Origin of the sequence: Pseudoxanthomonas koreensis, assembly GCF_041890415.1 — a bacterium.
GTDB lineage: Bacteria > Pseudomonadota > Gammaproteobacteria > Xanthomonadales > Xanthomonadaceae > Pseudoxanthomonas > Pseudoxanthomonas koreensis_A.
On the sequence record NZ_CP169056.1, the window covers coordinates 2,140,205 to 2,167,167 of the forward strand.

General features: G+C 69.6%; 25 protein-coding genes. 12 read left to right on the forward strand and 13 right to left on the reverse strand.

Translation table 11 applies throughout. The annotated features are described in order from the left end of the window. Nucleotides 1–122: 122 nt before the first annotated feature. The 4 genes from ACEJ41_RS09840 to ACEJ41_RS09855 form a co-directional block, all read right to left on the reverse strand. Complete coding sequence (locus tag ACEJ41_RS09840) at nt 123–866, reverse strand: cytochrome c1 (RefSeq protein ID WP_374012100.1); 744 nt, start codon at nt 864–866, stop codon at nt 123–125. Next, complete coding sequence (locus ACEJ41_RS09845) at nt 859–2,121, reverse strand: cytochrome bc complex cytochrome b subunit (protein ID WP_374012101.1); 1,263 nt, start codon at nt 2,119–2,121, stop codon at nt 859–861. Before ACEJ41_RS09845 ends, ACEJ41_RS09840 begins: the two co-directional genes overlap by 8 nt. A gap of 3 nt (nt 2,122–2,124) precedes the next feature. Then, the gene (gene petA / locus ACEJ41_RS09850) at nt 2,125–2,742 is read right to left on the reverse strand and encodes a ubiquinol-cytochrome c reductase iron-sulfur subunit (protein WP_374012102.1); all 618 of its coding nucleotides are present in this window, start codon (nt 2,740–2,742) and stop codon (nt 2,125–2,127) included. 179 nt (nt 2,743–2,921) lie between these two features. Continuing rightward, the gene (locus tag ACEJ41_RS09855) at nt 2,922–3,866 is read right to left on the reverse strand and encodes a lytic transglycosylase domain-containing protein (RefSeq protein WP_374012103.1); all 945 of its coding nucleotides are present in this window, start codon (nt 3,864–3,866) and stop codon (nt 2,922–2,924) included. 150 nt (nt 3,867–4,016) lie between these two features. On the opposite strand from ACEJ41_RS09855, the gene miaB reads away from it, so the two are divergent. The 9 genes from miaB (at nt 4,017) to ACEJ41_RS09900 (ending at nt 13,173) form a co-directional block, all read left to right on the forward strand. Next, entirely contained in the window at nt 4,017–5,468 is a 1,452-nt protein-coding gene (gene miaB / locus ACEJ41_RS09860; RefSeq protein WP_374014115.1) for a tRNA (N6-isopentenyl adenosine(37)-C2)-methylthiotransferase MiaB, read from the forward strand. A gap of 181 nt (nt 5,469–5,649) precedes the next feature. Further along, complete coding sequence (locus ACEJ41_RS09865; RefSeq protein ID WP_374012104.1) at nt 5,650–6,633, forward strand: PhoH family protein; 984 nt, start codon at nt 5,650–5,652, stop codon at nt 6,631–6,633. 30 nt (nt 6,634–6,663) lie between these two features. Continuing rightward, on the forward strand, nt 6,664–7,494 hold the full coding sequence (locus tag ACEJ41_RS09870; protein WP_374012105.1) for a hypothetical protein: 831 nt from the start codon (nt 6,664–6,666) through the stop codon (nt 7,492–7,494). A 48-nt stretch (nt 7,495–7,542) separates the two neighbouring features. Further along, complete coding sequence (gene ybeY / locus ACEJ41_RS09875) at nt 7,543–8,025, forward strand: rRNA maturation RNase YbeY (RefSeq protein ID WP_374012106.1); 483 nt, start codon at nt 7,543–7,545, stop codon at nt 8,023–8,025. Nucleotides 8,026–8,029: 4 nt separating this feature from the next. Further along, nucleotides 8,030–8,677, forward strand: coding sequence for a hypothetical protein (locus ACEJ41_RS09880; protein ID WP_374012107.1), 648 nt, complete (start codon nt 8,030–8,032; stop codon nt 8,675–8,677). Between the two features lie 38 nt (nt 8,678–8,715). Then, entirely contained in the window at nt 8,716–9,600 is an 885-nt protein-coding gene (locus tag ACEJ41_RS09885) for an HlyC/CorC family transporter (protein WP_374012108.1), read from the forward strand. After that, nucleotides 9,600–10,826, forward strand: a complete 1,227-nt coding sequence (locus ACEJ41_RS09890; RefSeq protein WP_374012109.1) for a DUF4105 domain-containing protein — start codon at nt 9,600–9,602, stop codon at nt 10,824–10,826. The genes ACEJ41_RS09885 and ACEJ41_RS09890 overlap by 1 nt, the downstream gene beginning before the upstream one ends. 50 nt (nt 10,827–10,876) lie before the next feature. After that, nucleotides 10,877–12,949, forward strand: a complete 2,073-nt coding sequence (locus ACEJ41_RS09895) for a carbon starvation CstA family protein (RefSeq protein ID WP_374012110.1) — start codon at nt 10,877–10,879, stop codon at nt 12,947–12,949. Then, complete coding sequence (locus ACEJ41_RS09900) at nt 12,949–13,173, forward strand: YbdD/YjiX family protein (RefSeq protein ID WP_374014116.1); 225 nt, start codon at nt 12,949–12,951, stop codon at nt 13,171–13,173. Before ACEJ41_RS09895 ends, ACEJ41_RS09900 begins: the two co-directional genes overlap by 1 nt. Nucleotides 13,174–13,289: 116 nt before the next feature. Here ACEJ41_RS09900 and ACEJ41_RS09905 read toward each other — a convergent pair whose 3' ends face one another. The 8 genes from ACEJ41_RS09905 to ACEJ41_RS09940 all read right to left on the reverse strand — a co-directional run bounded on the left by ACEJ41_RS09905 (nt 13,290) and on the right by ACEJ41_RS09940 (nt 23,068). Beyond that, nucleotides 13,290–14,546 (reverse strand): DUF819 domain-containing protein, encoded by a 1,257-nt coding sequence (locus tag ACEJ41_RS09905; RefSeq protein WP_374012111.1) that lies wholly within the window; start codon nt 14,544–14,546, stop codon nt 13,290–13,292. Between the two features lie 73 nt (nt 14,547–14,619). Next, a complete protein-coding gene (locus ACEJ41_RS09910) occupies nt 14,620–16,728 on the reverse strand; it encodes a prolyl oligopeptidase family serine peptidase (protein WP_374012112.1) in 2,109 nt (702 codons plus the stop codon). A gap of 94 nt (nt 16,729–16,822) precedes the next feature. Then, the gene (locus tag ACEJ41_RS09915) at nt 16,823–18,772 is read right to left on the reverse strand and encodes an OPT family oligopeptide transporter (RefSeq protein ID WP_374012113.1); all 1,950 of its coding nucleotides are present in this window, start codon (nt 18,770–18,772) and stop codon (nt 16,823–16,825) included. A gap of 147 nt (nt 18,773–18,919) precedes the next feature. Beyond that, nucleotides 18,920–19,864 (reverse strand): dTDP-4-dehydrorhamnose reductase, encoded by a 945-nt coding sequence (gene rfbD / locus ACEJ41_RS09920; protein WP_374012114.1) that lies wholly within the window; start codon nt 19,862–19,864, stop codon nt 18,920–18,922. Further along, on the reverse strand, nt 19,861–20,418 hold the full coding sequence (rfbC, locus tag ACEJ41_RS09925; RefSeq protein WP_374012115.1) for a dTDP-4-dehydrorhamnose 3,5-epimerase: 558 nt from the start codon (nt 20,416–20,418) through the stop codon (nt 19,861–19,863). The genes rfbD and rfbC overlap by 4 nt, the downstream gene beginning before the upstream one ends. Beyond that, nucleotides 20,415–21,305 (reverse strand): glucose-1-phosphate thymidylyltransferase RfbA, encoded by an 891-nt coding sequence (gene rfbA / locus ACEJ41_RS09930; protein WP_374012116.1) that lies wholly within the window; start codon nt 21,303–21,305, stop codon nt 20,415–20,417. Before rfbA ends, rfbC begins: the two co-directional genes overlap by 4 nt. 80 nt (nt 21,306–21,385) lie before the next feature. Further along, a complete protein-coding gene (rfbB, locus tag ACEJ41_RS09935; RefSeq protein ID WP_374012117.1) occupies nt 21,386–22,468 on the reverse strand; it encodes a dTDP-glucose 4,6-dehydratase in 1,083 nt (360 codons plus the stop codon). A gap of 231 nt (nt 22,469–22,699) precedes the next feature. After that, nucleotides 22,700–23,068, reverse strand: a complete 369-nt coding sequence (locus ACEJ41_RS09940) for a response regulator (protein WP_374012118.1) — start codon at nt 23,066–23,068, stop codon at nt 22,700–22,702. A gap of 173 nt (nt 23,069–23,241) precedes the next feature. On the opposite strand from ACEJ41_RS09940, the gene ACEJ41_RS09945 reads away from it, so the two are divergent. From ACEJ41_RS09945 to cueR, 3 genes are all read left to right on the forward strand, one after another. Further along, nucleotides 23,242–23,421, forward strand: coding sequence for a hypothetical protein (locus tag ACEJ41_RS09945; protein ID WP_374012119.1), 180 nt, complete (start codon nt 23,242–23,244; stop codon nt 23,419–23,421). Between the two features lie 99 nt (nt 23,422–23,520). Then, nucleotides 23,521–25,932, forward strand: a complete 2,412-nt coding sequence (locus tag ACEJ41_RS09950) for a heavy metal translocating P-type ATPase (protein ID WP_374012120.1) — start codon at nt 23,521–23,523, stop codon at nt 25,930–25,932. Then, entirely contained in the window at nt 25,929–26,390 is a 462-nt protein-coding gene (gene cueR, locus ACEJ41_RS09955) for a Cu(I)-responsive transcriptional regulator (protein WP_374012121.1), read from the forward strand. Before ACEJ41_RS09950 ends, cueR begins: the two co-directional genes overlap by 4 nt. Here the strand turns inward: cueR and ACEJ41_RS09960 are convergent. Next, the gene (locus ACEJ41_RS09960) at nt 26,387–26,881 is read right to left on the reverse strand and encodes a single-stranded DNA-binding protein (RefSeq protein WP_374012122.1); all 495 of its coding nucleotides are present in this window, start codon (nt 26,879–26,881) and stop codon (nt 26,387–26,389) included. The two genes, cueR and ACEJ41_RS09960, sit on opposite strands and share 4 nt — an antisense overlap. Nucleotides 26,882–26,963 lie beyond the last annotated feature (82 nt).

A 26,963-nucleotide genomic window follows, 5' to 3' on the forward strand; every position in this document is an offset into this window, starting at 1 on the left:
CCCCTCGCCGACGGTCGTCACAGCACCCGAGTGTGCAGCCCCACGGCCAGAAGGCGCAAGGGCGCAGCCAGCCCGAGCCGGGAGCCACGCGCCCGCCGCAGCGGGCGGCCGCACCCGGGAACTCAGTGCACGTCCTTCCAGTACTCCTGCTTGAGCAGGTAGGCAAGGAAGGTCAGTACGACCAGGAACAGGATCACCCAAACGCCGAGGGCCTCGCGCTTGAGCGCGGCCGGCTCGCCGGCATACTCGAGGAAATTGACGATGTCGCGCGTGGCCTGGTCGAACTCGGTCGCCGACAGCTGCCCGGCGGTGGTGACCACCAGCCGCTCGGGGTGGCGCTCGCCGGTCGCGTCGGGCTCGCCGAACTCGGCGTGCTGCAGGCCCTGCAGCTCCCACAGCGGGTTGGGCATGGACACGTTGGGGAACAGCTTGTTGTTCCAGCCCAGCGGGCGCGATTCGTCCAGGTAGAAGGACTTGAGGTAGGTGTACAGCCAGTCGCTGCCACGGACCCGCGAGATCACCGACAGGTCCGGCGGCATCTTGCCGAACCACTTTTCGCCCTGGGCGTGGGTCATGGCCACGTTGATCTGCTCGCCGTACTTGGCGCCGGTGAAGTTGAGGTGGGACATCACCTCCTCTTCGGTCAGGCCCAGGTCCTCGCCGATGCGCGAGTAGCGCAGGTACTCGAGCGAGTGGCAGCCGGCGCAGTAGTTGACGTACAGCTGGGCGCCGCGCTGCAGCGAGGCGCGGTCGGAAAGGTCGTTGCCGGCCTGCTGCACCGGGCCACCGGCGGCGGCAAGCGCCGTGGCGGAGAACAGGAGTGCGGTGGCGGCCGCGGTCAGCAGGGCAATCCACTTCTTAGTCATGCGTCGTCACCCGTTCCGGCACAGGCTTGGTCTTGTCGATCCTGGTCCAGATCGGCATGGTCAGGAAGAACAGGAAGTAATACAGGGTCAGGAAGCGGCCGATGATGGTCTCGACCGGATCGGTACCGGGACCGGCGCCGATCTTGCCCAGCCACACGAAGCTCAGTGCGAACAGCCCCAGCAGCACCTTGGACAGCATCCCGCGGTAGCGGTAGGACTTGACCTTGGCACGGTCCAGCCACGGCACCGCGAACAGGATCGCGATGGCACCGAACATCACCAGCACGCCGCCGAGCTTGTCCGGGACCACGCGCAGCATCGCGTAGTACGGCGTGTAGTACCACACCGGCTTGATGTGCTCGGGCGTCACCAGGCGGTTGGCCTCGGTGAAGTTGTCGTGCTCCAGGAACCAGCCGCCGAACGCCGGCGCGAAGAAGATGATGAAGGCGGCGATGACCATCATCGCGAACACGTAGAAGGTGTCCTTCACCGTGTAGTACGGATGGAACGGGATGCCGTCGGCCGGCGCGGTCGGCGACCAGCGGTTGCCCTTCGGGCCCTTCTTGATCTCCACGCCGTCGGGGTTGTTGGAGCCGACTTCGTGCAGCGCGCCCAGGTGCAGCACCACCAGCAGCAGCAGCACCAGCGGCAGCGCGATCACGTGCAGGGCGAAGAAGCGGTTGAGGGTGGCATCGGAGGGCAGGTAGTCGCCCATGATCCACTCGACCAGGCCGTTGCCGATCACCGGGATCGCGCCGAACAGCGAGATGATCACCTTGGCGCCCCAGAACGACATCTGGCCCCACGGCAGCACGTAGCCCAGGAACGCCTCGGCCATCAGCACCAGGTAGATCAGCATGCCCAGCAGCCACACCAGCTCGCGCGGCTTCTGGTAGGAGCCGTACATCAGGCCGCGGAACATGTGCAGGTAAACGACGATGAAGAACAGCGAGGCGCCGGTGCTGTGCATGTAGCGGATCAGCCAGCCCCACTCCACGTCGCGCATGATGTATTCGACCGAGGCGAAGGCTTCCGCCGCGCTCGGCTTGTAGTGCATCGTCAGGAAGATGCCGGTGACCAGCTGGTTGACCAGCACCACCATCGACAGCACGCCGAAGATGTACCAGATGTTGAAGTTCTTCGGCGCGTAGTACTCGGACATGTGCTTCCGGTACATCGGCGCCAGCGCCGGTGCCCGGGCATTGACCCAGTCCATCGCGCCGTTGGCGGTACGGGTGAAGATGTTGTCGGCCATGGCTTACGCCCCCTGCGGATCGACGCCGATGACGATGGTGGTGTCGTCGACGTAATGGTGCGGCGGCACGACCAGGTTGGTCGGCGCCGGCACGCCCTGGTACACGCGGCCGGCCATGTCGAACTTGGACTTGTGGCAGGGGCAGAAGTAGCCGCCCTTCCAGTCCTGGTCGTAAGGCTCGGGCTTGATCTCGGCGGCCATCTCGGGCGAGCAGCCCAGGTGGGTGCACAGGCCCACCAGCACAGAGATCTCCGGCTTGAGCGAGCGCAGCTCCGGGTTTGCCTGGCGCACGTACTCCGGCTGCTGGTCGATGTTCTCGGACCTGGGGTCGCGCAGGTCGCCGTCCAGGGTCGGCAGCGCATCGAGCACGGCCCTGGAGCGCTTGACGATCCAGATCGGCTGGCCGCGCCATTCCAGGATCAGGCGCTGGCCTTCCTCCAGGGCGCTGATGTCGGCAGTCACCGGGGCGCCGGCGAGCTGGGCCCGGGCGCTGGGGTTCCACGACTTGATGAACGGCACTGCTGCAAACCCGGCACCGACCGCACCGACCACGGCGGTGGTCGCGGTCAGGAACCGGCGTCGGCCCGCATTCACGGGCACTTGGACCTCATCGTTGGCCATCCGGCACTCCGAAAATCACTGCTGGTAGCGGTTGCTGCCCGCGGCCAGGGCCCGTCCGAAGGAGACAGTCCGGCCGCAAAAGACAACGAAGTGTAACGGAAGCCTTAACGGGCCGACAATGGCGACCGTCCGATCCTGTCGTGGATGCCGCGGCCGGGAGTCGCTGACGGGGCCGGCGATCAACCCGATGCCTGCACGCCGCGATAACGCTCGGCCAGCATGCGCACGCGCTGCACGTAACGCTGGGTCTCGCTGTAGGGCGGGACACCCTTGTGCCGGTCCACCGCGCCTTCGCCGGCGTTGTAGCCGGCCGCGGCCAGGGTCAGGTCGCCGTTGAAGCGCTTGAGCAGCCAGGCCAAATATTCAACCCCGCCACGGATGTTCTGCGCCGGATCGTAGGAGTCGACCACGCCGAAGCGGCGCGCGGTGGGCGGCATCAGCTGCATCAACCCTTGCGCGCCCACCCGCGACAGGGCGGTGGGATTGAACGCGGACTCGGCATGGATGACCGCGCGCACGATTGCCTCCTCGACCCCGAACTCGCGCGCGGCCGCGGCGATCTCGTTCTGGTAGGCGGTGGTGTTCAGTCGCACGGTGGCGAAGCTCAACCCGGGCTGCACGCCGCAGGCGTAGCAGGTCTCGATGAAGCTGTAGGCGATCGTGCGCACCTGCGCGGCACCGGCCCCGCGCGCCGGCGGGCGGCTGCTGAAATGGCGCACCCCGTCCTGCATGTAGGAATACACCTGGCCGCTGACCCGCCGCTGCGGCGCGGTGCCCGTGGCCGCGCGGTGCGGCCCTGGAGGCAGCGGCGCAGCGGAGACGCGCAGGCTGGCCGGCGGCGTGTCGGCCACGCCGCTTGCAGCAGGGCTGGCTGCAGCGCCGGCGGTACCACTGGCGGCCGGGCTTGCGGCCTGGGCGGGCACGCGGGCGGGCGCGGGCGTGGCCGGGCGCGAGCGGTCCGGCACATAGCGGCTGAACACCGCGCACTGTGCCCCGGCAACCCGCTTGTTGACGTAGCTGGTCACGCCATCCTGGCCGACGCAGCGGTACAGGGTGCCGGCACCGGCGGGCGCAGCCACCAGCGCGAACAGGACCAGCCCGATCATCCCCGGCATCCCCTTCATGGCGCGCAGTTTCCCAGCTTCCTGCGCCCTTGCCAAGCCGTTGTCCGCAAAGAGGAAAGTGGCCCGGGACCGGGCGCCAGCGGCACCCCTGCCGGCAGCGCCGCTACACTGTGCCGCTTCCGCCCGCCTGGATTGACCGCCATGACCGGGATGACCGCCCCTTCGGACACCGCTCCGGATGCCGCCATCGCGCCCGCCACCACACCCGTGCTGCTGCCGCTGCCCGGCGCGGCGCCACGCCCGATCCCGGGCGGTGCGCGCGGCAAGCTGTTCATCAAGACCCACGGTTGCCAGATGAACGAGTACGACTCGGCCAAGATGGCCGACGTGCTGGCCGAGCACGAGGGCCTTGAACTCACCGACGATCCGGCCGACGCCGACGTGATCCTGGTCAACACCTGCTCCATCCGCGAGAAGGCCCAGGAAAAGGTGTTCAGCCAGCTGGGCCGCTGGCGGGTGCTCAAGGAGAACAGTCGCCGGGAAAGCGGCCGCGAGGTCATCATCGGCGTCGGCGGCTGCGTGGCTTCGCAGGAAGGCGAGGCCATCGTCAGGCGCGCGCCCTACGTGGACCTGGTGTTCGGCCCGCAGACCCTGCACCGCCTGCCGGAACTGATCCGCGCCCGGCGCGAGCAGGACCGGCCACAGGTGGACATCAGCTTCCCGGAGATCGAGAAGTTCGACCGCCTGCCCGAGCCGCGCGCCGAGGGCCCCAGCGCCTTCGTCTCGATCATGGAAGGCTGCTCCAAGTACTGCAGCTTCTGCGTGGTGCCCTACACCCGCGGCACCGAGGTCAGCCGGCCGTTCGAGGACGTGCTGGTGGAGGTGGCGCAACTTGCCGCCCAGGGCGTGCGCGAGGTCAACCTGCTGGGGCAGAACGTCAACGCCTACCGCGGCCCCATGGAAGGCTCGGAAGAGCCTGCCGACCTGGGGCTGCTGATCCGCACCATCGCCCAGATCGAGGGCATCGGCCGGATCCGCTTCACCACCTCGCACCCGCTGGAATTTTCCGACTCGCTGGTGGAGGCCTACCGCGACGTGCCGCAACTGGCCAACTACCTGCACCTGCCGGTGCAGGCCGGCAGCGACCGCGTGCTCAGCGCGATGAAGCGCGGCTACACCGCGCTGGAGTTCAAGCAGAAGATCCGCAAGCTGCGCGCGGTGCGGCCGGACATCTCGATCTCCTCGGATTTCATCGTCGGCTTCCCCGGCGAGACCGACGCCGATTTCGAAAAGACCATGAAGCTGATCGAGGACGTGGGCTTCGACCAGAGCTTCTCCTTCATCTATTCGCGGCGCCCCGGCACTCCCGCCGCCGATCTCGAGGACGACACCCCCGAAGCGGTCAAGCACGCGCGCCTGGAACGGCTGCAGGCGGCGGTCACCGCCAATGCGGCGCGCATCTCCGGGGCGATGGTCGGCAGCGTGCAGCGGGTGCTGGTGGAAGGGCCGTCGCGCAAGAACCCGGACGAGCTGACCGGCAAGACCGAAAACATGCGTTCGGTGAACTTCCCCGGCCATGCCCGCCTGATCGGCCAGTTCGTGGACGTGGTGATCACCGAGGCACTGACCAACTCGCTGCGCGCACGGGTCGCCACCACGTAGGAACCGGCCTTGCCGGCGACCGCATCGGATTGGGCCGCGGCGGTGATTGCGTCGCGGTGTCGCCGGCAAGGCCGGCTTCTGCAGGGACGGTTGCGCTGGCTGCGGGAAGCCGTCCGCGCTACGCTTCCGGGCCCCATCGCAAACGGCGATCGCACCTTCGCGTGCAGCCGCGCCGCCGCCCATGACCAGCCCCACCCAGCGCGATTTCACCCTCGACCCGGCCGATACCGGGCGCCTGGCCAACCTGGCCGGCCCGTTCGACGAACACCTGCGCCAGATCGAGCTGCGCCTGGGCGTGGAGATCGCCAACCGCGGCAACATCTACCGCGTGAGCGGCCCGGAGGACGCGGCAGTGCGCGCCGAGCGCCTGCTGCAGGCGCTCTATGCCGAGACCGCCGAGACCACCTACGACAGCCATGCCATCCACCTGCGCCTGAACGCGGCCAACCTCGATCGCGTGGACGATGACGGCTACCAGCCGCAGGAAGTGGCGGTGAAGGTGCGCCGCGGCACCGTGCGCGGCCGCGGCAGCAACCAGTCGCGCTACCTGCACGCCATCGCCACCCACGACATCAACTTCGGCATCGGCCCGGCCGGCACCGGCAAGACCTTCCTGGCCGTGGCCATGGCGGTGGATGCGCTCAACGAATCGCGGGTGCAGCGCCTGGTGCTGGTGCGCCCGGCGGTGGAGGCCGGCGAGAAGCTCGGCTTCCTGCCCGGCGACCTCACCCAGAAGGTCGACCCCTACCTGCGCCCGCTGTACGACGCCCTGTACGAGATGCTGGGCGTGGAGAAGGTGGCCAAGCTGCTGGAAAAGAACGTCATCGAGATCGCGCCGCTGGCCTACATGCGCGGGCGCACCCTCAACGACGCCTTCGTGATCCTGGACGAAGCCCAGAACACCACCATCGAGCAGATGAAGATGTTCCTGACCCGCCTGGGCTTCGGCTCCACCGCGGTGGTCACCGGCGACATGACCCAGATCGACCTGCCCAAGCACGTCAAATCCGGCCTCAAGGACGCAATCGAAGTGCTGCGCGGGGTGGAAGGCGTGAGCTTCACCTTCTTCGAGGCGCGCGACGTGGTCCGCCACCCACTGGTGGCGCGGATCGTCGATGCCTATGATCGACGCGACCTGTCCGCCCGCGTAACCGGCCAGGAATAGCCACCCATCCACGCGCACATCGGAGGTGCCATGTCAGACACGACCATCCGGACGCTTGCCGTCCTCGCCATCCTTGCCACCCTGCTTGTCGCACCGACGGCCGCGCGCGCAAGCGATTTCATGGCCACCAGCTATCTCATCGCGCCGCGCCAGGCCGGGGAGTTCGTGCTCGCCGGGGCCGATCACGACCCGCAGCGGCCGCAGGCCGGGGTGAACTTCCGCTACGTACTGCCGGACCAGCCAGCAGTGGACCTCAGCCTGCTCATGGTGAAGGCCGGCCCGGTGGATCCGGCGCCGGGCGTGGCCGATGTGGTCGAAGGCATCCTGGGGGACTTCAAGTACCTGGTGGAAAGCGGCAACGTGCAGGCCATGGAGACGCTGGACCGGACTCCGTTCGACGTCGAGCACCGGCTCGACGGCACCGGCGCCGTGGCGGACGACGCATCCCCGCCCGTGATGACGGTCAAGGCGCGGGGCGAGCGGCTGCGTGCGGGCATCACGAGCGCCAATGGCGGGGAATTCCGCTCCAACGTCCATGTGGTGATCAAGCAGATGTACTTCCTGATCCTGCGCACGATGGGCCCGCCGACCCTCTCCCAGGAGGCATTCGACGCGGTGACCGACGAGGCCGCGCGCACCCTGGCGCTGGCGACCGAAGCCGCCCACGTGGGCCACTGCAGCCGCCACAGCCAGCTGCCGCCCCTGCCCGCCGGCGCATCCGCCAAGGAAGTGGAGAGCCGCGGCGTGAGCACGGCGGCGCTGCGCATGGCCTTCAACTGCCACTCCTCCGCCGCGACCATCGGGCTGGAAGAACTGCGCCGCAACGCCGAGGTCGTGGTCGTCGAGCACCCGTCGCGGTAACGCGCCATCCGCGCGATACTGCACGCCCCGGTCGAACACGCGCCCACCATGACCCAGGGCCCCCGCCGCCTCGATGTTGCCGTCAGCTATGCCGCGCCGCGGCGCGGCGTGCCGGCCGCCGCAAGCTTCCGCAAGTGGGTGGCGGCCGCGCTGGCCGGGCGCATCCGCGAGGCCGACCTGGCCATCCGCATCGTCGATGCGGCCGAAGGCCGCGCGCTCAACCGCCATTACCGCGGCAAGGATTACGCCACCAACGTGCTCAGCTTTCCCGCCGAACTGCCGGAAGGCCTGCCCGAGGGCGTGCGCCTGCCGCTGCTGGGCGACCTGGTGATCTGCGCACCGGTGGTGGCACGCGAGGCGGAAGAACAGGCCAAGCCAGCCGCCGCCCACTATGCGCACCTGACCGTGCACGGCGTGCTGCACCTGCTGGGCTGGAACCACGAGGACGACCGCGAAGCCGAGGCCATGGAGCAGCTCGAGCGCACCATCCTCGCCGGCCTGGGCCTGCCTGATCCCTATCCCGGTGAGTAAGCCGATGCGCCGTCCCGAACCTGCCCGCCCGCTGACGTCCGGCCGCAGCGTGGCCTGCGCATTGCTGCTGCTGTTCGTGCCGCTGTTCGTGCCGCTGGTCGCGCAGGCGCAGGAGGACACCGCGCCGATCGACCTGTCCGCATTGCTCGAGTGCCGCGCCAGCTACGAGGCCTTCATGGCGCTGGTGCCGGTGCAGGCCGATCCGCTCAGGGCCGTGGCCCTGGGCTGGCAGCCGCTGCCGCAGGCCAATCCGTTCATGGTCGAGTACCGGCTCAATGCACCGGTGCAGGCATTCGGCCATGCCACCGACCACATCGCCTTTGCCGGCGACGGCGTGGTGGCGGTGCTGGACCTGCCCGAGCCGCGCGTGCTGGCCCGGGCGCTGGCGCTGGAAACGGCGGTGGATACCCCGGCCAAGGCGCTGTTCGGGCGCGAGGTGCGCGCCGAGGAGACCGCGCCGGACGCGGACGGAACGGTATGGATCGAATCGGCGGTGGTCACCGTGTCCAACGTCGATTCGCATCCCGGCCGCACCCTGGCCGGCTGCAGCTACAGCCTGGATCCCTGGGAGCCGGACGCGGAAGAGGCCGCATCTGCGACTCAAGCCGACGCCAGCGCCGACGCCTCGCCGGACGCCGCCGTTCCGCGCTAGACTCCGGCCAACGCCACTGTGGCGCCCATCCACCCGTGATGCCCGAAGACGACAGTAGTAGCCGAACCGCATCCGAGCCCCTCGAGAAGCGGCGCAACTGGCTCGAGCGCCTCAGCGCCGCCTTCTCCGGCGAACCCGACACACGCGAAGACCTGCTTGCCGTGCTGCGCCATGCGCAGGGCAATGCACTGATCGACGCCGACACCCTGCGCATGATGGAAGGGGCACTGTCGGTGTCGGAGCTGACCGTCGGCGACGTGATGGTTTCGCGCTCGCAGATGGTGTCGCTGCCGGCCGAGGCCCCGTTCATCGAATTGATGAGGCAGGTGGTCGAATCGGGCCACTCGCGCTTCCCGGTGCACGGCGAGGACCGCGACGAGATCCTCGGCATCCTGCTGGCCAAGGACCTGCTGCGCGGGGTGGTGGCCGACAACGGCCCGCGCAACGTCCACGCGCTGTTGCGCCCGGCGGTGCTGATTCCCGAGTCGAAGAAGCTCAACGTCCTGCTCAAGGAGTTCAGGCTCTCGCGCAACCACATGGCCATGGTGGTGGACGAATACGGCGGGGTGGCCGGGCTGGTCACCATCGAGGACGTGCTGGAGCAGATCGTCGGCCAGATCGACGATGAGCACGACGAGGCCGAGGACGACAGCGCGCTGATCGCGGTGCAGGCCGACGGCCAGTTCGTGGTCGACGCGCTCACCCCCATCGGCGACTTCAACCAGCGCTTCGGCGCGGGTTTCCCCGACGACGAATACGACACCATCGGCGGCCTGGTCACCGAGGCGATCGGCCACCTGCCGGAGGCCGGCGAGGAACTGACCCTGGACCGGTTCGCATTCCGCGTGATCCGCGCCGACGCACGCCGGGTGCGCGCCTTCCAGGTGGGCGTGCTGGCGCCGGAAGCGGAGGACGAATCCTGATGCCTGCCCGGGCGTACGCGGCGCCCGTGTCGCCGGCCGTGCGCCGTTGTGCCGCCGCGATCGCGCTGCTGGCGGCATTGCTGGCGCCGGCCCTGGCCTGGGCCGCGCCGCGCATCGCGGTGATGACGATGCAGCCGGGCGAAGTGTTCTTCGAGCGCTTCGGCCATGACGCCATCGTGGTGGTCGACCCGCACACCGGGGCGGCGACCTCGTACAACTTCGGCTACTTCGACCCGTCCGAACCGGACTTCGTGTCCCGCTTCGTGCGCGGGGAAATGATGTATTACCTGGTCGCGCTGCCGCTGGCCGAGGACCTGGTCCAGTACCGCGAGGCCGGCCGCGGCGTGCGCCTGCAGTGGCTGGACCTGGAGCCGGCACGCGCGCAGGCGCTGGCCGATGCGCTGGCGCAACGCGCCCGGCCCGAGAACGCGCGCTACCGCTACGACTACTTCACCGCCAACTGCGCCACCCAGGTGCGTGACGCCCTGGACCAGGCGCTGGGCGGCGCACTCAAGACCCAGTTGGCCGCGCGCTCGCGCGGCAACACCTACCGCAGCGAGGCGGTGCGCCTGGCGCGCCCGGCGGCGTGGATGTGGCTGGGCTTCGACCTGGGCCTGGGGCCATATGCCGATCGTGCGCTGTCACGCTGGGACGAGGCCTTCGTGCCGATGCGCCTGGCCGACAGCCTGCGCGAGGCCGACAACGGCGATGGCCGCGCACTGGTACTGGCCGAAGAGGAGCTGTTGCCGCACCGCCTGGCACCGGAACCGACCGACAGCCCGCGCCGGGTCTGGCCGTGGCTGCTGGCCGGCCTGGTGGCCGCCGCCGGCGTGATGGCCGCGCGCCGGCGGCCACGGCTGCTGGGTGCGGTGGCCCTGCCCTTCTGGCTGCTGTGCGGGCTTGGCGGCGTGCTGCTGCTGTTCCTGTGGACGGGCACCACGCACCAGGCCGCGTGGGCCAACCGCAACCTGTGGCTGCTGGACCCGCTGTGCCTGCTGCTGCTGCCCACCGGCGTGGCCTTGCTGCGCGCGCGTGCGCCCGCACGCCTGGCACGGGTGTTGTGCTGGACGGTGGCGGCGCTGGCCGCACTTGGCTGGATCCTGCAGTGGCTCAGCCAGGCACCGCAGTACAACCTTCCATGGATCGCCCTGCTGCTGCCGGTACACGTTGCCCTGGCGCTGGCCGTGCAGCGCCAGGCGCCCCTGAGTTTGCGCAACGCGCATTGACTGCACCGGTACGGGGGCGGACCCTCGGGCCGATCCACTGGAGGCGTGCCATGAAAGTCATGTCCAGAGTCGCCTGGGCCGCGCTGGCCCTGCTGGGTGCGTTCTGCCTGGGCACCCTCGCCCTGCGCCGCGGCGAACCGGTCAATGCGATCTGGATCGTGGTGGCGGCGGTGTCGATCTACCTGGTCGCCTATCGCTTCTACGCGCTGTACATCGCCGACCGGGTGCTGGAACTGGACGCCACCCGGGCCACGCCGGCGATCCTCAACAACGACGGCCTGGACTACGTGCCCACCAACAAGCACGTGCTGTTCGGCCACCATTTCGCCGCCATCGCCGGCGCCGGCCCGCTGGTGGGCCCGGTGCTGGCCGCGCAGATGGGTTACCTGCCCGGGCTGCTGTGGCTGGTGGTCGGCGTGGTCCTGGCCGGTGCGGTGCAGGACTTCATGGTGCTGGTGATCTCCAGCCGGCGCGACGCGCGCTCGCTGGGCGACCTGGTGCGCGAGGAGATGGGCCAGGTGCCCGGCACCATCGCCCTGTTCGGCGCGTTCCTGATCATGGTCATCATCCTGGCGGTGCTGGCGATGATCGTGGTCAAGGCGCTGGCCGAGAGTCCGTGGGGCATGTTCACGGTGATCGCGACCATGCCCATCGCCATCTTCATGGGCCTGTACATGCGCTACGTCCGGCCCGGCAGGATCGGCGAGATCTCGGTGGTCGGCCTGGTCCTGCTGCTGGCGGCGATCTGGTTCGGCGGCGTGGTCGCCGAGCACCCGACCTGGGGCCCGGCCTTCACCTTCAGCGGCACCCAGATCACCTGGATGCTGATCGGCTACGGCTTCGTGGCCGCGGTACTGCCGGTGTGGCTGCTGCTGGCCCCGCGCGACTACCTGTCCACCTTCCTCAAGATCGGCACCATCGTGGCCCTGGCCATCGGCATCGTGGTGGTGATGCCGGAGCTGAAAATGCCGGCGCTGACCCGTTTCACCGACGGCAGCGGGCCGGTGTGGAAGGGCTCGATGTTCCCGTTCCTGTTCATCACCATCGCCTGCGGCGCGGTGTCCGGCTTCCACGCGCTGATCGCCTCGGGCACCACGCCCAAGCTGATGGCCAACGAGCGCCACGCGCCCTACCTGGGCTACGGCGGCATGCTGATGGAGTCGTTCGTGGCGATCATGGCGCTGGTGGCCGCGGCGATCATCGACCCGGGCGTGTACTTCGCGATGAACAGCCCGGCGGCGATCATCGGCACCGACGCGGCCGCGGTCGCGCAGACGGTGTCCAGCTGGGGCTTCGTGGTCACCCCCGAGGTGCTGCAGCAGACCGCGGTGGACGTGGGCGAACCGTCGATCCTGTCGCGCGCCGGCGGCGCACCGACCCTGGCGGTGGGCATCGCCCAGATCCTGCACGCGGCCTTGCCCGGCGAAGGGATGATGGCGTTCTGGTACCACTTCGCGATCCTGTTCGAGGCATTGTTCATCCTCACCGCGGTCGATGCGGGCACGCGCGCGGGCCGGTTCATGCTCCAGGACCTGCTGGGCAATTTCATCCCGTCCATGCGCCATACCGATGCCTGGGTGCCCAACCTGGTGGCCACCGCCGGCTGCGTGGCGCTATGGGGTTACTTCCTCTACCAGGGCGTGACCGATCCGCTGGGCGGGATCAACATGCTGTGGCCGCTGTTCGGCATCGCCAACCAGATGCTGGCCGGCATCGCGTTGCTGTTGTGCACGGTGGTGCTGTTCAAGATGAAGCGCGACCGCTACGCCTGGGTGCCGGTCCTGCCCACGATCTGGCTGCTGGCCTGCACCCTGAGCGCCGGCTGGATCAAGCTGTTCTCGGCCGATCCCGGCGTGGGCTTCCTGGCCCAGGCCAACCGCTATCGCGCCGCGCTCGACGCCGGCGAACTGATTGCACCATCGCGCGATTTCGGCGCCATGCAGCAGGTGATGGTCAACAACTACGTCAATGCGCTCCTGACACTGCTGTTCATGCTGGTGGTGCTGAGCGTGCTGGCCTACTCGATCATCGCGATCCGCAAGGCGCGCGCCAACCCGCTGCGCAGCGACCGGGAGACGCCATACGTGGCGCTCACTCCCGAGCAGCAGAAGGCGTGGATGTGATGGCCGGGCAACTTGTCCCGCTGGAGTATTTCGCCACGCACAAGCGTGTATGGCGGCGCCTGGTGCAGACCGCGCGCCTGTGCTGCGGCATCCCGGACTACGACAACTACGTCCGGCACATGCTGGAAAAGCACCCCGACCGCGAGCCGATGGACTACAAGACCTTCTTCCGGCAGCGCCAGGAAGCCCGCTACGGCGGCCGCGGCGGATTCCGCTGCTGCTGACGCAGCGGCGCCGGAACAACGGATCGCCTTTGTAGGAGCCGGTCTTGCCGGCGACCGCCATACGCGAATCGCCTACTCCGCCTCGGAGCCGTGGTAGTCGCCGGCAAGACCGGCTCCTACGTGGCCATCAGCCGCAGGACCTGGCCGATCCAGTACGCGATCAGGGTGCCGGTCGCATAGCCGATGGTGCCCAGCAGCACGCCCACCGGCGCCAGGTTGGGATGGAACGCCGCGGCGACCACCGGCGCGGACGCGGCCGCACCGATATTGCCCTGCGAACCGATCGCAAAGTAGAACAGCGGCGCGCGCACCATCTTCGCCGCGCCCCACAGCACCAGGATGTGCACGCCCATCCACACCGCGCCCAGCGCCAGCAGCCAGGGACGGTCGGCGAGCTGGGTGAAGTCCATCTGCATGCCGATGCTGGCGATCAGGAAGTACAGGCAGGCGCTGCCGATTTTGGCCATGCCCGCGTTCTCCAGCCGCCGCATCGGGGTGAAGCTGAGCAGCAGGCCGGCCAGGGTCGAGAACACCACCACCCAGACGAAGCCCGAGTCCAGGCTGAAACGCGAGGCGTTCGCCACGTTGGCCGAGAACCAGGCCGCCAGGGGTGCGCCCGCCGCGTGTGCGGCGCCGACGATTCCGAAGCCGATGCCGATGATCACCATCAGGTCGGTCAGCGTCGGAATCCGGGCATTGGCCGCCTCGTAGGCCTCCAGGCGCGATTTCATCTCGTCGATCGCGCGGGTATCGGCGCCGCTGCGCGCGTCGATGCTGGCCGCGCGCCCGGCCAGGAACAGCAGGGTCGCCATCCACAGGTTGGCGATGGCCACATCGACCACCGCGAACTGCCCGAACAGGGTGGCATCGACCTGGTAGACCTCGCGGATGGCGACCATGTTGGCGCCGCCGCCGATCCAGCTGCCCGACAGCGCGGCCATGCCCTTCCACACGTCGCCGGCCACCACCTCCGGCCTGATCCACTCGAACAGCTGGAACGACACGACCGCGCCCAGGGCGATGCCCAGCGTCCCCATGCAGAACACGAACAGCAGCCGCGGCCCGAGGCTGAGGACGCCCTTCAGGTCGATGGTCATGGTCAGCAGCACCAGCGCAACCGGCAGCAGCACGCGGCTGCCGATCGGGTTGTAGATCGCGCCCTGGCTGCCGTCGATCAGGCCGACGGTGTTGTAGATGGCAGGCACGAAGTAGCACAGCAGCAACGCCGGCACCCAGGCGAAGAACTTCTTCCAGAACGGGGTCGGGCCGCTGGCCAGCCAGAAGATCACCCCCAGGGTGGCGGCGATCAGGCCGAACACGACGATGTCGTTCTGGATCAGGGCAGTGGATGTTTCACTGGCGGGGATCGCCATCAGGGCTCCAATACGATGCGGGCCAGCCGCGCAGTGCGGCAGCCGGCATCGCGCCGGCCGCCGCATGCGACGCTCACTGCCCGGTGTGCTTCTTCAGCCAGGCATTGACCGTGTCGTGCCAGAGCACGCTGTTGGCCGGCTTGAGCACCCAGTGGTTCTCGTCGGGAAAGTACAGCAGCTGCGAGTCGATGCCACGGCGCTGCAGTGCGGTGAAGGTGGACAGGCCCTGGTCCACCGGCACCCGGTAGTCCTTCTCGCCCTGCACCACCAGCATCGGCACCTTCCACCTGGCCACGTGGTTGGCCGGGTTGAACTTCTCGTAGTTCTCCGGCACCTGGTACGGGGTGCCGCCGTTCTCCCATTCGGTGAACCACAGTTCCTCGGTGACGTAGCCCATCGAGCGGGTGTCGAACACACCGTCATGGTTGACCAGGCATTTCCACGGCGAGTTGCCGTCCGCGTCGAACCAGTTGCCGGCGATCCAGTTGACCATGTAGCCGCCGTAGCTGGCACCCAGCGCGCAGGCGCGCTCGCCATCCAGGAACGGATACTTCTGCTGCACGGCAGCCCAGCCCTTCTGCAGGTCGAGCAGCGGCTTGCCGCCCCAGTCGCCGCTGATCGAATCGGTGAAGGCCTGGCCGTAACCGGTGGAGCCGTGGAAGTCGATCATCACCACCGCATAGCCCTGCCCGGCATAGGTCTGCGGATTCCAGCGGTAGCTCCAGCTGTTTCCGAAGCTGCCCTGCGGGCCGCCATGGATCAGGAACGCGACCGGATAGCGCTTGCCTTCCTCGTAGTTCCACGGCTTGACCACGTAGCCATGCACCGTCTCCCCGTTCCAGCCGGGGAAGCTGAACTGCTCGAACGCGCCGAATGCCACCTCCGGCAGCAGCTCGCCGGCGCTGGGGGTGATGGCGCGCTGCGCCTGCGGGTCGGACGCCGGCGCGGTGAACACCTGGTTGCCGCTGTGCAGCGAGTTGCGGGTGAATGCCAGGGTCCCGCCGGCCACGGCGTACTCGCTGACGGTGCCGCCGGCGACCAGCTTGCGCACCTGGCCCGAGGCCACGTCCACCGCGAACAGCGGGTGCTCGCCGGTATCCTGCGCAGCTACGTAGAGGGTGCGCCCGTCGGCGGCCACGGCGATGTCGTCCGCGCTGCGGTCCCAGCCCGGTGCGATCTGCCGGGTGGCGCCGGTGGCCATGTCACGCGCCATCAGGGCAAAGCGGTCGGCCTCGAAGCCGGCGCGCTTCATCGCGCGGTAGAACAGCGTGCGTCCGTCGGCGCTGAACACCGGGCCTGCGTCCCAGGCCGGGTTGGCCGCGGTCAGGTTGACCGGCGCACCGCCGTCGGCCGGCAGGTGGTACAGATCGAAATTGGTCGACCACGGCTCGCTGCGGCCGGCAACGCGCACGCTGGCCACCACGCCGCTGCCGTCGGGCACCCAGGCGTAGTCCTCCTTGCCGCCGAACGGCTTGGACGGAATGTCGCCGTCCAGGCCGGCACCCAGCGCCACGGCCGTGGCGACCCGTGCACCGGCGGCCGGCAGGGTGGCCACGAACAGGCGGCTGCGGCGTCCGTCCTTCCAGGTGTCCCAGTGGCGCACGAACAGGCTGTCGTAGAGCATGCCGCTGGCCTTGTCCGCCGCGCGCCGGTCCAGCCGCTCGCGGGTGCAGGCGAAATCAGCGGCGCATTCGGCGAAGGTGTCGGCACTGAAGGCCACCCGGCGGCCATCCGGCGAAAGCCGGTAGCTGCCCACGTCCAGCGCGAAGCCGGTGACCTGCCGCGGCGTGCCTCCGGCCACCGGCATTGCATACAGCTGGTTGCTGCCGGATTGCGCGCTCAGGAAGTAGACCGTGCGTCCATCGGCCGAAAAGGCCGGCGCGCTGACACTCCAGTCCGCGGGGGTGAGTCGCCGCGGCGGCGCCAGGTCGCGGGTGCGCAGATCACGTATCCACAGCCCGGTGGTGGCCTTGCCTGGCATGCCATCGTCGAGCGCCACCTGGCGCCTGGCCAATACCAATTGCGCGCCGTCGGGCGAGAGCAGCGGCGAGGAGGCGCGCTCGAGCGCCTGCAGGTCGCGCACGTCGAAGCCACGGGTGGCAGCCTGCGTTGCGGACGGAAGCACCAGCACGCCGAGCAGGCCGGCCATTGCGAACACGAGGGACGATCGGGGGGATGTCATCCGGAACTCCTGGCTGTGAACGATCCCGGATGCGATACCGCGCCGCCGGGCCAGCGCTGATGGACGGCACCGCCGCCCACCGCAAAACCATTGGTCAGGCACTGCTTTCGCCGCGCTTGCCCACCCGGTACAGCAACCAGCCGACCAGGCCCAGCACGACCAGGCCGATCCACTGCGCCGCGGCGCCGAAGTCCAGCGGCAATGCCAGCACCTCCGGGTTCTGGGTGAGCACGATCGGCAGGGCGATGGCGATGCCCATCAGCGCCTCGCCGGTGATCAGGCCGGCCGAGAACAGCACGCCGGGCCGGTGCACCCGGTCCAGCCCGGCCTCGTCGTCGGCGCGCACCTGGTGGAAGCGCTGCACCAGGTAGGCCAGCAGGCCGCCAATGAAGATCGGCACCATCAATTCGAGCGGCAGGTAGATGCCGATCGCCGCGGCCAGCACCGGCACCCGGAAGCGCGAGCCGCGCGCCTTGAGCCAGCCATCCAGCGCAATGACCAGCGCACCGATCACGCCGCCGATGGCGATCATCGTCCACGGCAACTGGCCACCGAACAGGCCCTTGGCCACGGAGGCCATCAGGTTGGCCTGCGGCGCCGGCAGGGTCTTGGACCCGATGCCGTAGGCCTGCTGCAGCAGGTTCAGCACCGGCGCCATGATCAGCGCGCAGGAGAACGCGCCGATGCCCAGCATCAGCTGCTGCTTCCACGGGGTGGCGCCGACCAGGTAGCCGGTCTTGAGGTCCTGCAGGTTGTCGCCGCCGACCGCCGCCGCGCAGCACACCACCGCGCCGATCATGATTGCGGCCACCGCACCCAGCGGCGCGCCGCCGACCTGCACCTGGCCCTTGCTGCCCAGCAGCACCAGCAGCACCACCGAGGCGAACAGGATGGTGGCGATGGTGATGCCCGAGACAGGATTGTTGGACGAACCGACCAGGCCGGCCAGATAGCCGGACACCGACACGAACAGGAAGCCGGCCACGATCATGATGATGGTCATCGGGATCGACACGTACCACAGGCCGACGATGCTCTGGTATAGCGCCAGCAGCGGCAGCACGAACAACACCAGCGCCACCAGCATCCACTTCATCGGCAGGTCGCGGTCGGTCTCCAGGGTCACCGCGCCAGCGCCCTTGCGCGCGGCGGCAAAGCCACTGCGGATGCCGGCCAGCAGCGAGTTGCGCAGCGAGAACAGGGTCCACACCCCGCCCACCAGCATCGCGCCCACGCCCAGGAAACGGATCTTGGCCGACCAGATCGCGAAGGCCGCATCGGCCGCCGGCGCGGTGGCGATCGCTGCTGCCAGCGAGGGGTCGGAGGCGAGGAAGAACGCGTTGTACACCGGGATGGCGATGTGCCAGGACAGGATCGCGCCGGACAGCACCACGATGCCCACGTTCAGGCCCACGATATAGCCCACGCCCAGCAGCGCCGGCGACAGGCCGGTGCCCAGGTAGCCGATGACCTTGCCGTTGGCGAAGTATCCGGCCACCGCCCAGCTGTCCGGGATCAGGCGCAGGCCATTGGCCGCAGCCAGCTTGACCAGGCCGCCGATGGCCGCCGAGGCGGCGAGGATCTTCAGGCCCTGGCCCGGGTTGTCGCCAGCCTTGAGTACTTCGGCGGCCGCCTTGCCCTCGGGGAACGGCAGCGGCGCCTCGACGATCATCGTGCGCCGCAGCGGCACCGAGAACAGCACGCCCAGCAGGCCGCCCAGGCCGGCGATGCCCAGCACCCACCAGTACCTGAAGTCGGACCAGTAGCCCATCAGCACCAGCGCGGGGATGGTGAAGATCACGCCGGCGGCGATCGACGAGCCGGCCGAGGCGCCGGTCTGGACGATGTTGTTCTCCAGGATGGTGCCGCCGCCCAGCAGCCGCAGCACGCCCATCGACACCACTGCAGCCGGGATCGCGGTGGCCACGGTGAGGCCAGCGAACAGGCCCAGGTAGGCATTGGCCGCCGACAGCACCACCGCCAGGACAATGGCCAGGACAACCGCCCGGAAGGTCAGTTGCGGCGTGCCGGAGCTGTGGGCCATATGGTTTCCCCTGCAATCAAGAAGCCGACACGCTATCGGCCCGGCGCCGGCAAGTCCAGTGCGCAAGGACGTGGCGGGCCACCGGCCGCCAACCCGGCGCACTCACGCCCTGCGGGCTGCGCCCGGGCCCGCGACCCCGGGCCACTCCTACGGCCGCGGCGCGGCGGCGGCCAGGCGCGCCACCACCTGCTGCAGGCCGGCGCGCCAGTGCGGCGGGTCGATGCCGAAGTCGGTGCGCAGGCGCGCCGTATCCAGATGCGAATAGGCCGGGCGCCGGGCCGGGGTCGGGTAGTCGGCGGTGGTGATCGGCCGCACCCGCGGCGCACGCAGCAGCAGTCCGGCGGCGACCGCCTCGGCGAAGATGGCCTCGGCGAAGCCGTGCCAACTGGTCTGGCCGTCGGCGACCACGTGCCAGGTCCCACGCAGCGTGGCGTCGCCCAGCGCCTGCGCCAGCATGCGTGCGCTGGCATCGGCGACCAGGGCGGCCGGCGTGGGCGTGCCGACCTGGTCGGCCACCACGCCCAGCTCCTCGCGTTCGGCGCCCAGGCGCAGCATGGTGCGCAGGAAGTTGCGCCCGTGGGCGGCATACACCCAGGCCGTGCGCAGCACCAGATGGCGGCCGCCGGCCGCGCGCACCGCGTCCTCCCCGGCCAGCTTGCTGGCGCCGTACACGCCCAGCGGCGCAGTCGGATCGTCCTCGCGATACGGGCGGCTGCCGCGTCCGTCGAACACGTAGTCGGTGGAGTAATGGACCAGCGGAATGGAAGCCGCGGCGCAGGCCCGGGCCAGCGCTGCGGGCGCCTCGGCGTTGATCCGGAACGCGGCCTCGCGGTCATCCTCGGCCTGGTCGACGGCGGTGTACGCGGCCGCGTTGACCACCGCGTCCGGGACCTGGCGGGCGACCAGCGCCGCCAGCGCGTCCGGGTCGGCCAGGTCTGCGGCGATCACCGTGCCCGGGCGTGCCTGCCCTGGCGCGCCATCGTCCTGCAGGCGGCCATCGCGCGTGGCAGCCACCACGTTTCCCAGCGCGCCCAGGCTGCGCTGCAGTTCGCGCCCCAACTGGCCGTTGGCGCCCAGCAGCAGCAGCCTCATCCCAGGAAGACCGGCAGGCGCTCGGGGGCGATGTCGTCCAGGAACGGCGCACCGGCGTCCTTGTCCGAGAGCAGCGGTGCCGCCTCCGGCCAATCCACGCCGATGGCCGCATCGTTCCAGCGGATGCCCGCGTCGGCCGCCTTGTCGTATGGCGCGGTGCACAGGTAGCTGAACAGCGCGCGCTCGGACAGCACCACGAAGCCGTGGGCGAAACCCTCGGGGATCCAGAACTGGCGCTTGTTCTCCGCGCTGAGGACGGCCGCGGTCCAGCGCCCGAAATGCGGCGAACCACGGCGGATGTCCACCGCCACGTCGTAGACCTCGCCCTCCAGCACGCTGACCAGCTTGCCCTGCGGGTAGGGCCACTGGTAATGCAGGCCGCGCAGCACCCCGCGCGCGGACAGCGATACGTTGCTCTGCACGAAACCGGCCGGCAGGCCGTGTTCGGCATAGCGCTGCGCGTTCCAGGTTTCGTAGAAGAAGCCACGCGCATCGCCGAACACCGCCGGTTCGATCACCACGCAGCCCGGCAGGTCGGTCTGCACCACCTTCATGGCACCACCGTGCCGCGCCGGGCCAGTTCCAGCAGGTACTGGCCATAACCGTTCTTGGCCAGCGGCGCGGCCAGTGCCTCCAGTTGCGCAGCGTCGATCCAGCCGTTGCCGAATGCGATCTCCTCGGGGCAGCACACGCGCAGGCCCTGGCGCGTCTCGATCGTCTCGATGAACGTGGAGGCCTCCAGCAGCGAACGGTGGGTGCCGGTATCCAGCCAGGCGTAGCCGCGGCCGAGCGGTTCCAGATAGAGCTGGCCTTCGTCCAGGTAACGCTTGTTGAGGTCGGTGATTTCCAGCTCGCCGCGCGCCGAGGGCTTGAGTCCGGCGGCGTACTCGCTGGCGCGGCCGTCGTAGAAGTACAGGCCGGTGACCGCGTAGTTGGAGCGCGGCTGCGACGGCTTCTCCTCGATGCCCACCACCTTGCCTGCGGCGTCGAACTCGGCCACGCCGTAACGCTCCGGATCGCGCACCCAGTAGCCGAACACGGTGGCGCCCTCGGTGCGGGCGCTGGCACGAGCCAGCAGCCCGGTCAGGCCGTCACCATGGAAGATGTTGTCGCCCAGCACCAGGCAGCTGGGCCTGCCACCGACGAAATCACGGCCGATCAGGTAGGCCTGGGCCAGGCCGTCCGGGCTGGGCTGGATCGCGTACTGGATGTCCAGGCCCCACTGCGAGCCGTCGCCCAGCAGCGCCTGGAACAGCGGCTGCTCATGCGGGGTGTTGATCACCAGCACTTCGCGGATGCCCGCCAGCATCAGCACGCTGAGCGGGTAGTAGATCATCGGCTTGTCGTACACCGGCAGCAGCTGCTTGCTGACCGCACGGGTGATCGGATACAGCCGGGTGCCGGAACCGCCGGCCAGGATGATGCCCTTGCGTTGTGTCATTCGCCCTCACCTTGGATGACCGCGCAGCCAATGCGCGGTGCCTGCGGCCCGCATGCGCGCGGGCGCAGGGTTGTGGCCCCTCAGACCGCGATGCCGATGCGCTCCAGCCGGTAGCTGCCGTCAAGGACGCGGCGCACCCAGTCCTGGTTGTCCAGGTACCAGTCCACGGTGGCGGCCAGGCCCTGCTCGAAGGTGTAGGCCGGCTCCCAGCCCAGCTCGTCCCTGATCCTGGATGCGTCGATCGCGTAGCGGCGGTCGTGGCCGGGACGGTCGGCGACATGGGTGATCTGGCTTTCCCGTGGGCGGCCGTCGGCGCGCGGGCGGCGCTCGTCCAGCAGCGCGCACACCGCACGCACCACCTGGATGTTCTGCTGCTCTGCATTGCCGCCGATGTTGTAGGTCTGGCCGGCGCGGCCACCGGCCAGCACGGTGCGGATCGCCTCGCAGTGATCGGACACGTACAGCCAGTCGCGCACCTGGCGGCCATCGCCGTAGACCGGCAACGGCTCGCCGGCCAGGGCCTTGGCGATCACCAGCGGGATGAGCTTTTCCGGGAAGTGGTACGGCCCGTAGTTGTTGGAACAGTTGGTGGTCAGCACCGGCAGGCCGTAGGTGTGGTGGAACGCGCGCACCAGGTGGTCCGATGCCGCCTTGGATGCCGAGTACGGCGAGTTGGGCGCATACGGCGTGGTTTCGGTGAACAGGCCGGTGTCGCCCAGCGAGCCGTACACCTCGTCGGTGGACACGTGCAGGAAGCGGAACGCTTCGCGGCGCTCGCCGTCCACCGCTTTCCAGTAGTCGCGCGCGGCCTCCAGCAGGGCCAGGGTGCCGACCACGTTGGTCTGGATGAAGGCGGCCGGCCCGTCGATCGAGCGGTCCACGTGGCTTTCGGCGGCGAAGTTGAGGATCGCATCCGGGCGGTGCTCGGCCAGCAGCCGGTCCACCAGCGCGCGGTCACCGATGTCGCCGTGCACGAAGACGTGGTCGGGATTGCCCTGCAGCGCGGCCAAGGTATCCAGGTTGCCGGCGTAGGTGAGCGCATCCAGGTTGATGACCCGCACCCCGCGCGCCACCGCTTCGAGCACGAAATTCCCGCCGATGAAGCCGGCCCCGCCGGTCACCAGCCAGGTCGACGCCGGGCGCGCCTGTGCCGATGCGCTCACGCCGGCAGCCTGTCCGCCACGGCGTGGCCATACGCGACCCGCGCGCGGACCTGCGCCGCGCTGGTCATGTTTCTGATTCCAATGGACTTCATGGACGGCCGACCCGGTTGCAAGCTGCGGCCCGCCATTGTGCCGGCAAAGGCCTGCGCCCGCACGGTTGCGCGGCCCGCACGGCCCGGTTGCGTTCACGTCTGGCGGCTCGCTTGCCCGGTGCCGCCGGTGCGCGCCAGGTCAGGCTGGCAGCAGCGACGCCAGGGCCTGGACCACCTGCGCGGTACCGAAGGGCTTGGTGCAATAGGCCACGTCGGCGTAGCGCGCCGGCGTGCTGCTGCGGTCGTAGCCGGAGGTGAGCAGCAGCGGCACCCCGCGATCGATCAGGCGATCGGCCAGCGGATAGGCGCTCTCGCCGGCCAGGTTCACGTCCAGGATCACCGCCTCGAGTGCGTGGTCGGCATCGACCAGGGTCATCGCGTCGGCCAGGCGGCCGGCCGGCCCGACCACGACCGCACCATTGTCCTGCAGCGTCTCGCTCAGGCACTGGGCCAGCATGTCCTCGTCTTCGACCACCAGGATGCGTCGTCCCCTCAGCCTGCTGTTCATGGCGCCCATCCTTGCCATCCCGTCCGGACTGCCGACTATCAGCGCCCATGCGTAAGAACGCCGTGAATGCGTCTTCACGCAGGCCCGGACACGCGCGGCAGCGGTGTGCACGCAGCAGACCACCTGGCCGTGACACGGCGCGGTCCAGACTGGTCGGCCAGGAGGATCCCGCCATGCCACGCACTCCCGAGCACAATCCCGAAAGCGACCAGGCCAAGGCCTTCACCCCCGACCGGCTGCGCAACGACAAGGCGCGCTGGAAGGACCGCGACCAGCCCGACGACCCGCCGGACGGCCCGGACCCGGACCGCGACTACCCGGACGCGACCGTGCCTGATCCACGCCGTCGCTGAGCGGTCGCGCCAGGCGGCCCGGAGGCCGGATTTGACTTCGATCCCTTGACCTTCCCACTGTGGGAAGGCTCAGGCTGTGCCTGAACCGGGAGACCTGCCATGACCGCCGCCGTTGCCACCGACCTGCGCCTGCCCATCGAGGGCATGACCTGCGCCTCCTGCGCCTCGCGCGTGGAGCGCGCCCTGCTGCAGCTTCCCGGCATAGAGGAAGCGGCGGTCAATCTCGCCACCGAAACCGCCCGCGTACGTGGCAGCGCCCTGCCGGCTGCCGCGCAGATCGTGGACGCGATCGAGGCCGCCGGTTACCAGGTCCGCACCGGCGACATCGAACTGTCGATCGAAGGCATGACCTGCGCCTCCTGCGTGGCGCGGGTCGAACGCGCGCTCGGGCGCGTGCCCGGCGTGGTCGATGTGGCGGTGAACCTGGCCACCGAGCGCGCACGGGTCCGCACTGCCGGCGCCGTGGACGACGCTACGCTCATGGCCGCGGTGGACGCCGCAGGCTATCGCGCACGGCATCCGGCAACCGCCGCGCCAGGCGCCGGGCAGCAGGCACCCGGCAAGGCCCGCCCGGACACCCGCGAAGCGCGCCACCTGGTCATCGCCGCGCTGCTGACCGCGCCGCTGGTACTGCCCATGGCCGGCATGCTGTTCGGCCGGCACTGGATGCTGCCGGGGTGGGTCCAGCTGGTGCTGGCCACGCCGGTCCAGTTCTGGCTGGGTGCCCGCTTCTACCGCGCCGGCTGGCACGCACTGCGGGCCGGCACCGGCAACATGGACCTGCTGGTGGCGCTGGGCACCTCGGCCGGTTTCGGCCTGAGCGTCCACCACCTGCTGCAAGGCTCCACCGACCTGTACTTCGAGGCATCGGCGGCGATCATCACCTTGATCCTGCTGGGCAAGTACCTCGAAGGGCGGGCCAAGCGCCAGACCACCGCGGCCATCCGCGCGCTGCAGGCACTGAAGCCCGCCACCGCGCGGGTGCGCGGCCCATCGGGCGAAGTGGAAGTGCCGGTGGAACAGGTGCGCGTGGGCGACCTCGTGATCGTGCGCCCGGGTGAACGCTTCCCGGTGGACGGACAGCTGCGCGAAGGCCGCACCCACGCCGACGAATCGCTGATCACCGGCGAATCGGTGCCGGTGGCCAAGTCTGCAGGCGACCCGGTTACCGGCGGCGCAGTCAACGGCGAAGGCGTGGTGGTGGTCCAAACCCGCGCGATCGGCGCCGAGACCGCCCTTGCCCGCATCATCCGCCTGGTCGAGGACGCGCAGGCGAAGAAGGCGCCGATCCAGAAGACCGTGGACCGGGTGAGCGCGGTATTCGTGCCAGCCGTGCTGGTGGTCGCGCTGGCCACGCTGCTGGCCTGGGGCCTGGCCACGCAGGACTGGAACGCGGCCATCCTCAACGCCGTGGCGGTGCTGGTCATCGCCTGCCCCTGTGCGCTGGGCCTGGCCACGCCCACGGCGATCATGGCCGGCACCGGCGTGGCAGCAGGTGCCGGCATCCTGATCAAGGATGCCGAGGCACTGGAACTGGCGCACAAGGTCGACGTGGTGGCCTTCGACAAGACCGGCACCCTCACCATGGGCGAACCGCGGCTGGTCGAAGCGATCCCTGCCGAAGGCACCCGCGATGCATTGCTCGGCCTGGCCGCGGCGCTGCAGAGCGGCAGCGAGCATCCGCTGGCACGGGCCGTGCTGCGCGAGGCGAGCCCGGTGGCCGCGGCCACCGATACCCGCGCCCTGCCCGGCCGTGGCCTGACCGGCTGGATCGACGGACAGCAGGTGTGGCTGGGCAACCGTGCGCTGATCGACGAAGTACGCGCCGATGCCGGCGTACTGGCGGCGCGGGCCGAGGCACTGGCCGGCAGCGGCCACACCGTGTCCTGGCTTGCCCGCGGCAGCGAGGGTGCGGTCCGGGTGCTGGGCCTGCTGGCCTATCGTGACGAACCCCGGGCCAGCGCACGGGGGGCGATCGACCGCCTGCACCGGCTTGGCGTGCGCACGGTGATGATCTCGGGCGACAACGCCGGCGCGGCGCACGGCATCGCCGAGCGCCTGGGCATCGACGAGGTGCACGCCGATGTCCGCCCGGAACAGAAGGTCGATGTGGTGCAGGCACTCAAGCGCCACGGCGTGGTGGCAATGGTCGGCGACGGCATCAACGACGCCCCCGCGCTGGCGGCCAGCGACGTCGGCATCGCCATGGGCTCGGGCACCGACGTGGCCATGCACGCGGCCGCCATCACCTTGATGCGTGGCGACGTTGCGCTGGTGGCCGATGCCATCGACGTGTCGCGGCGCACGACCCGGAAGATCCACCAGAACCTGTTCTGGGCGTTCGGCTACAACGTGGTCGGCATTCCGCTGGCGGCAATGGGCCTGCTCAACCCGATCCTGGCTGGCGCGGCGATGGCGTTCTCCTCGGTCAGCGTGCTCGGCAACACCCTGCTGCTCAAGCGCTGGCGGCCCGCCGGGCGCGGTACCGGCGCCGATGGAGGTGCGGCATGACGGCCAGGCCACCGGGACCGGCGCGGGATGAAGCACGCGCACAGGCGCTGCACAGCATCGGCGAGGCCGCGCGCCTGTCCGGGGTATCGGCCAAGATGATCCGCCACTACGAGGGCATCGGCCTGATTCCGGAAGCGGGCCGGACCCGCGCCGGCTACCGCCTGTACGCCGCCGCGGACATCCATCGGCTGCGCTTCATCAAGCGCGCGCGTGCGCTGGGCTTCGCCATCCGCCAGATCGAGCACCTGCTGGCGCTGTGGTCGGACCGGGACCGCGCCAGCGAAGAGGTCAAGCGCCTGGCACAGGAGCATGCCGCGCACCTGGGCGAACGCATCGCCCAGATGCAGGCGATGCAACGGACCCTGCAGGACCTGGCCCGCCAGTGCCATGGCGACGACCGGCCCGATTGCCCGATCCTGGACGACCTCGGCGGCGGCAACGCCGCGGGTGTTCGCTAGAACGGGATGTCGTCGTCGCCGAAGCTGTCGTTGAAGCCGCCTTCTGCCGCCGGCTGGGGCGACTGCGCCGGGGCGTTGCGCTGCTGGCCACCGCCGCCGTACTCGCGGCGCGGTGCGGCGCTGCGCTGCGGACGCTCACCGCCGCCTTCGCCACCGCCGCGGCCACCCAGCATCTGCATCTCGTTGGCGACGATGTCGGTGCTGTAGCGCTCCTGGCCGTCCTGCCCGGTGTACTTGTCGTAGCGGATCTCGCCTTCGACATACACCTGCGAGCCCTTGCGCAGGTACTCGGCGACGATCTCGCCCAGCTTGCCGAAGAACACCACGCGGTGCCATTCGGTGCGTTCCTGGGTGTTGCCCTCGCGGTCCTTGCGCACGCTGGTGGTGGCCAGGCTGATGCGGGTCACGGCCATGCCGGACTGGGTGTACTTGGTTTCGGGATCGTTGCCGAGGTTGCCGACCAGGATCACCTTGTTGATGCCGCGCGCCATAGTGTGGATTCCGGTTCCGGAGCCCGGGCGGGCCCGCTCGAAAGGCATTGGAGTATAGCCCCGCGCACCGTTCCAGCGGCAG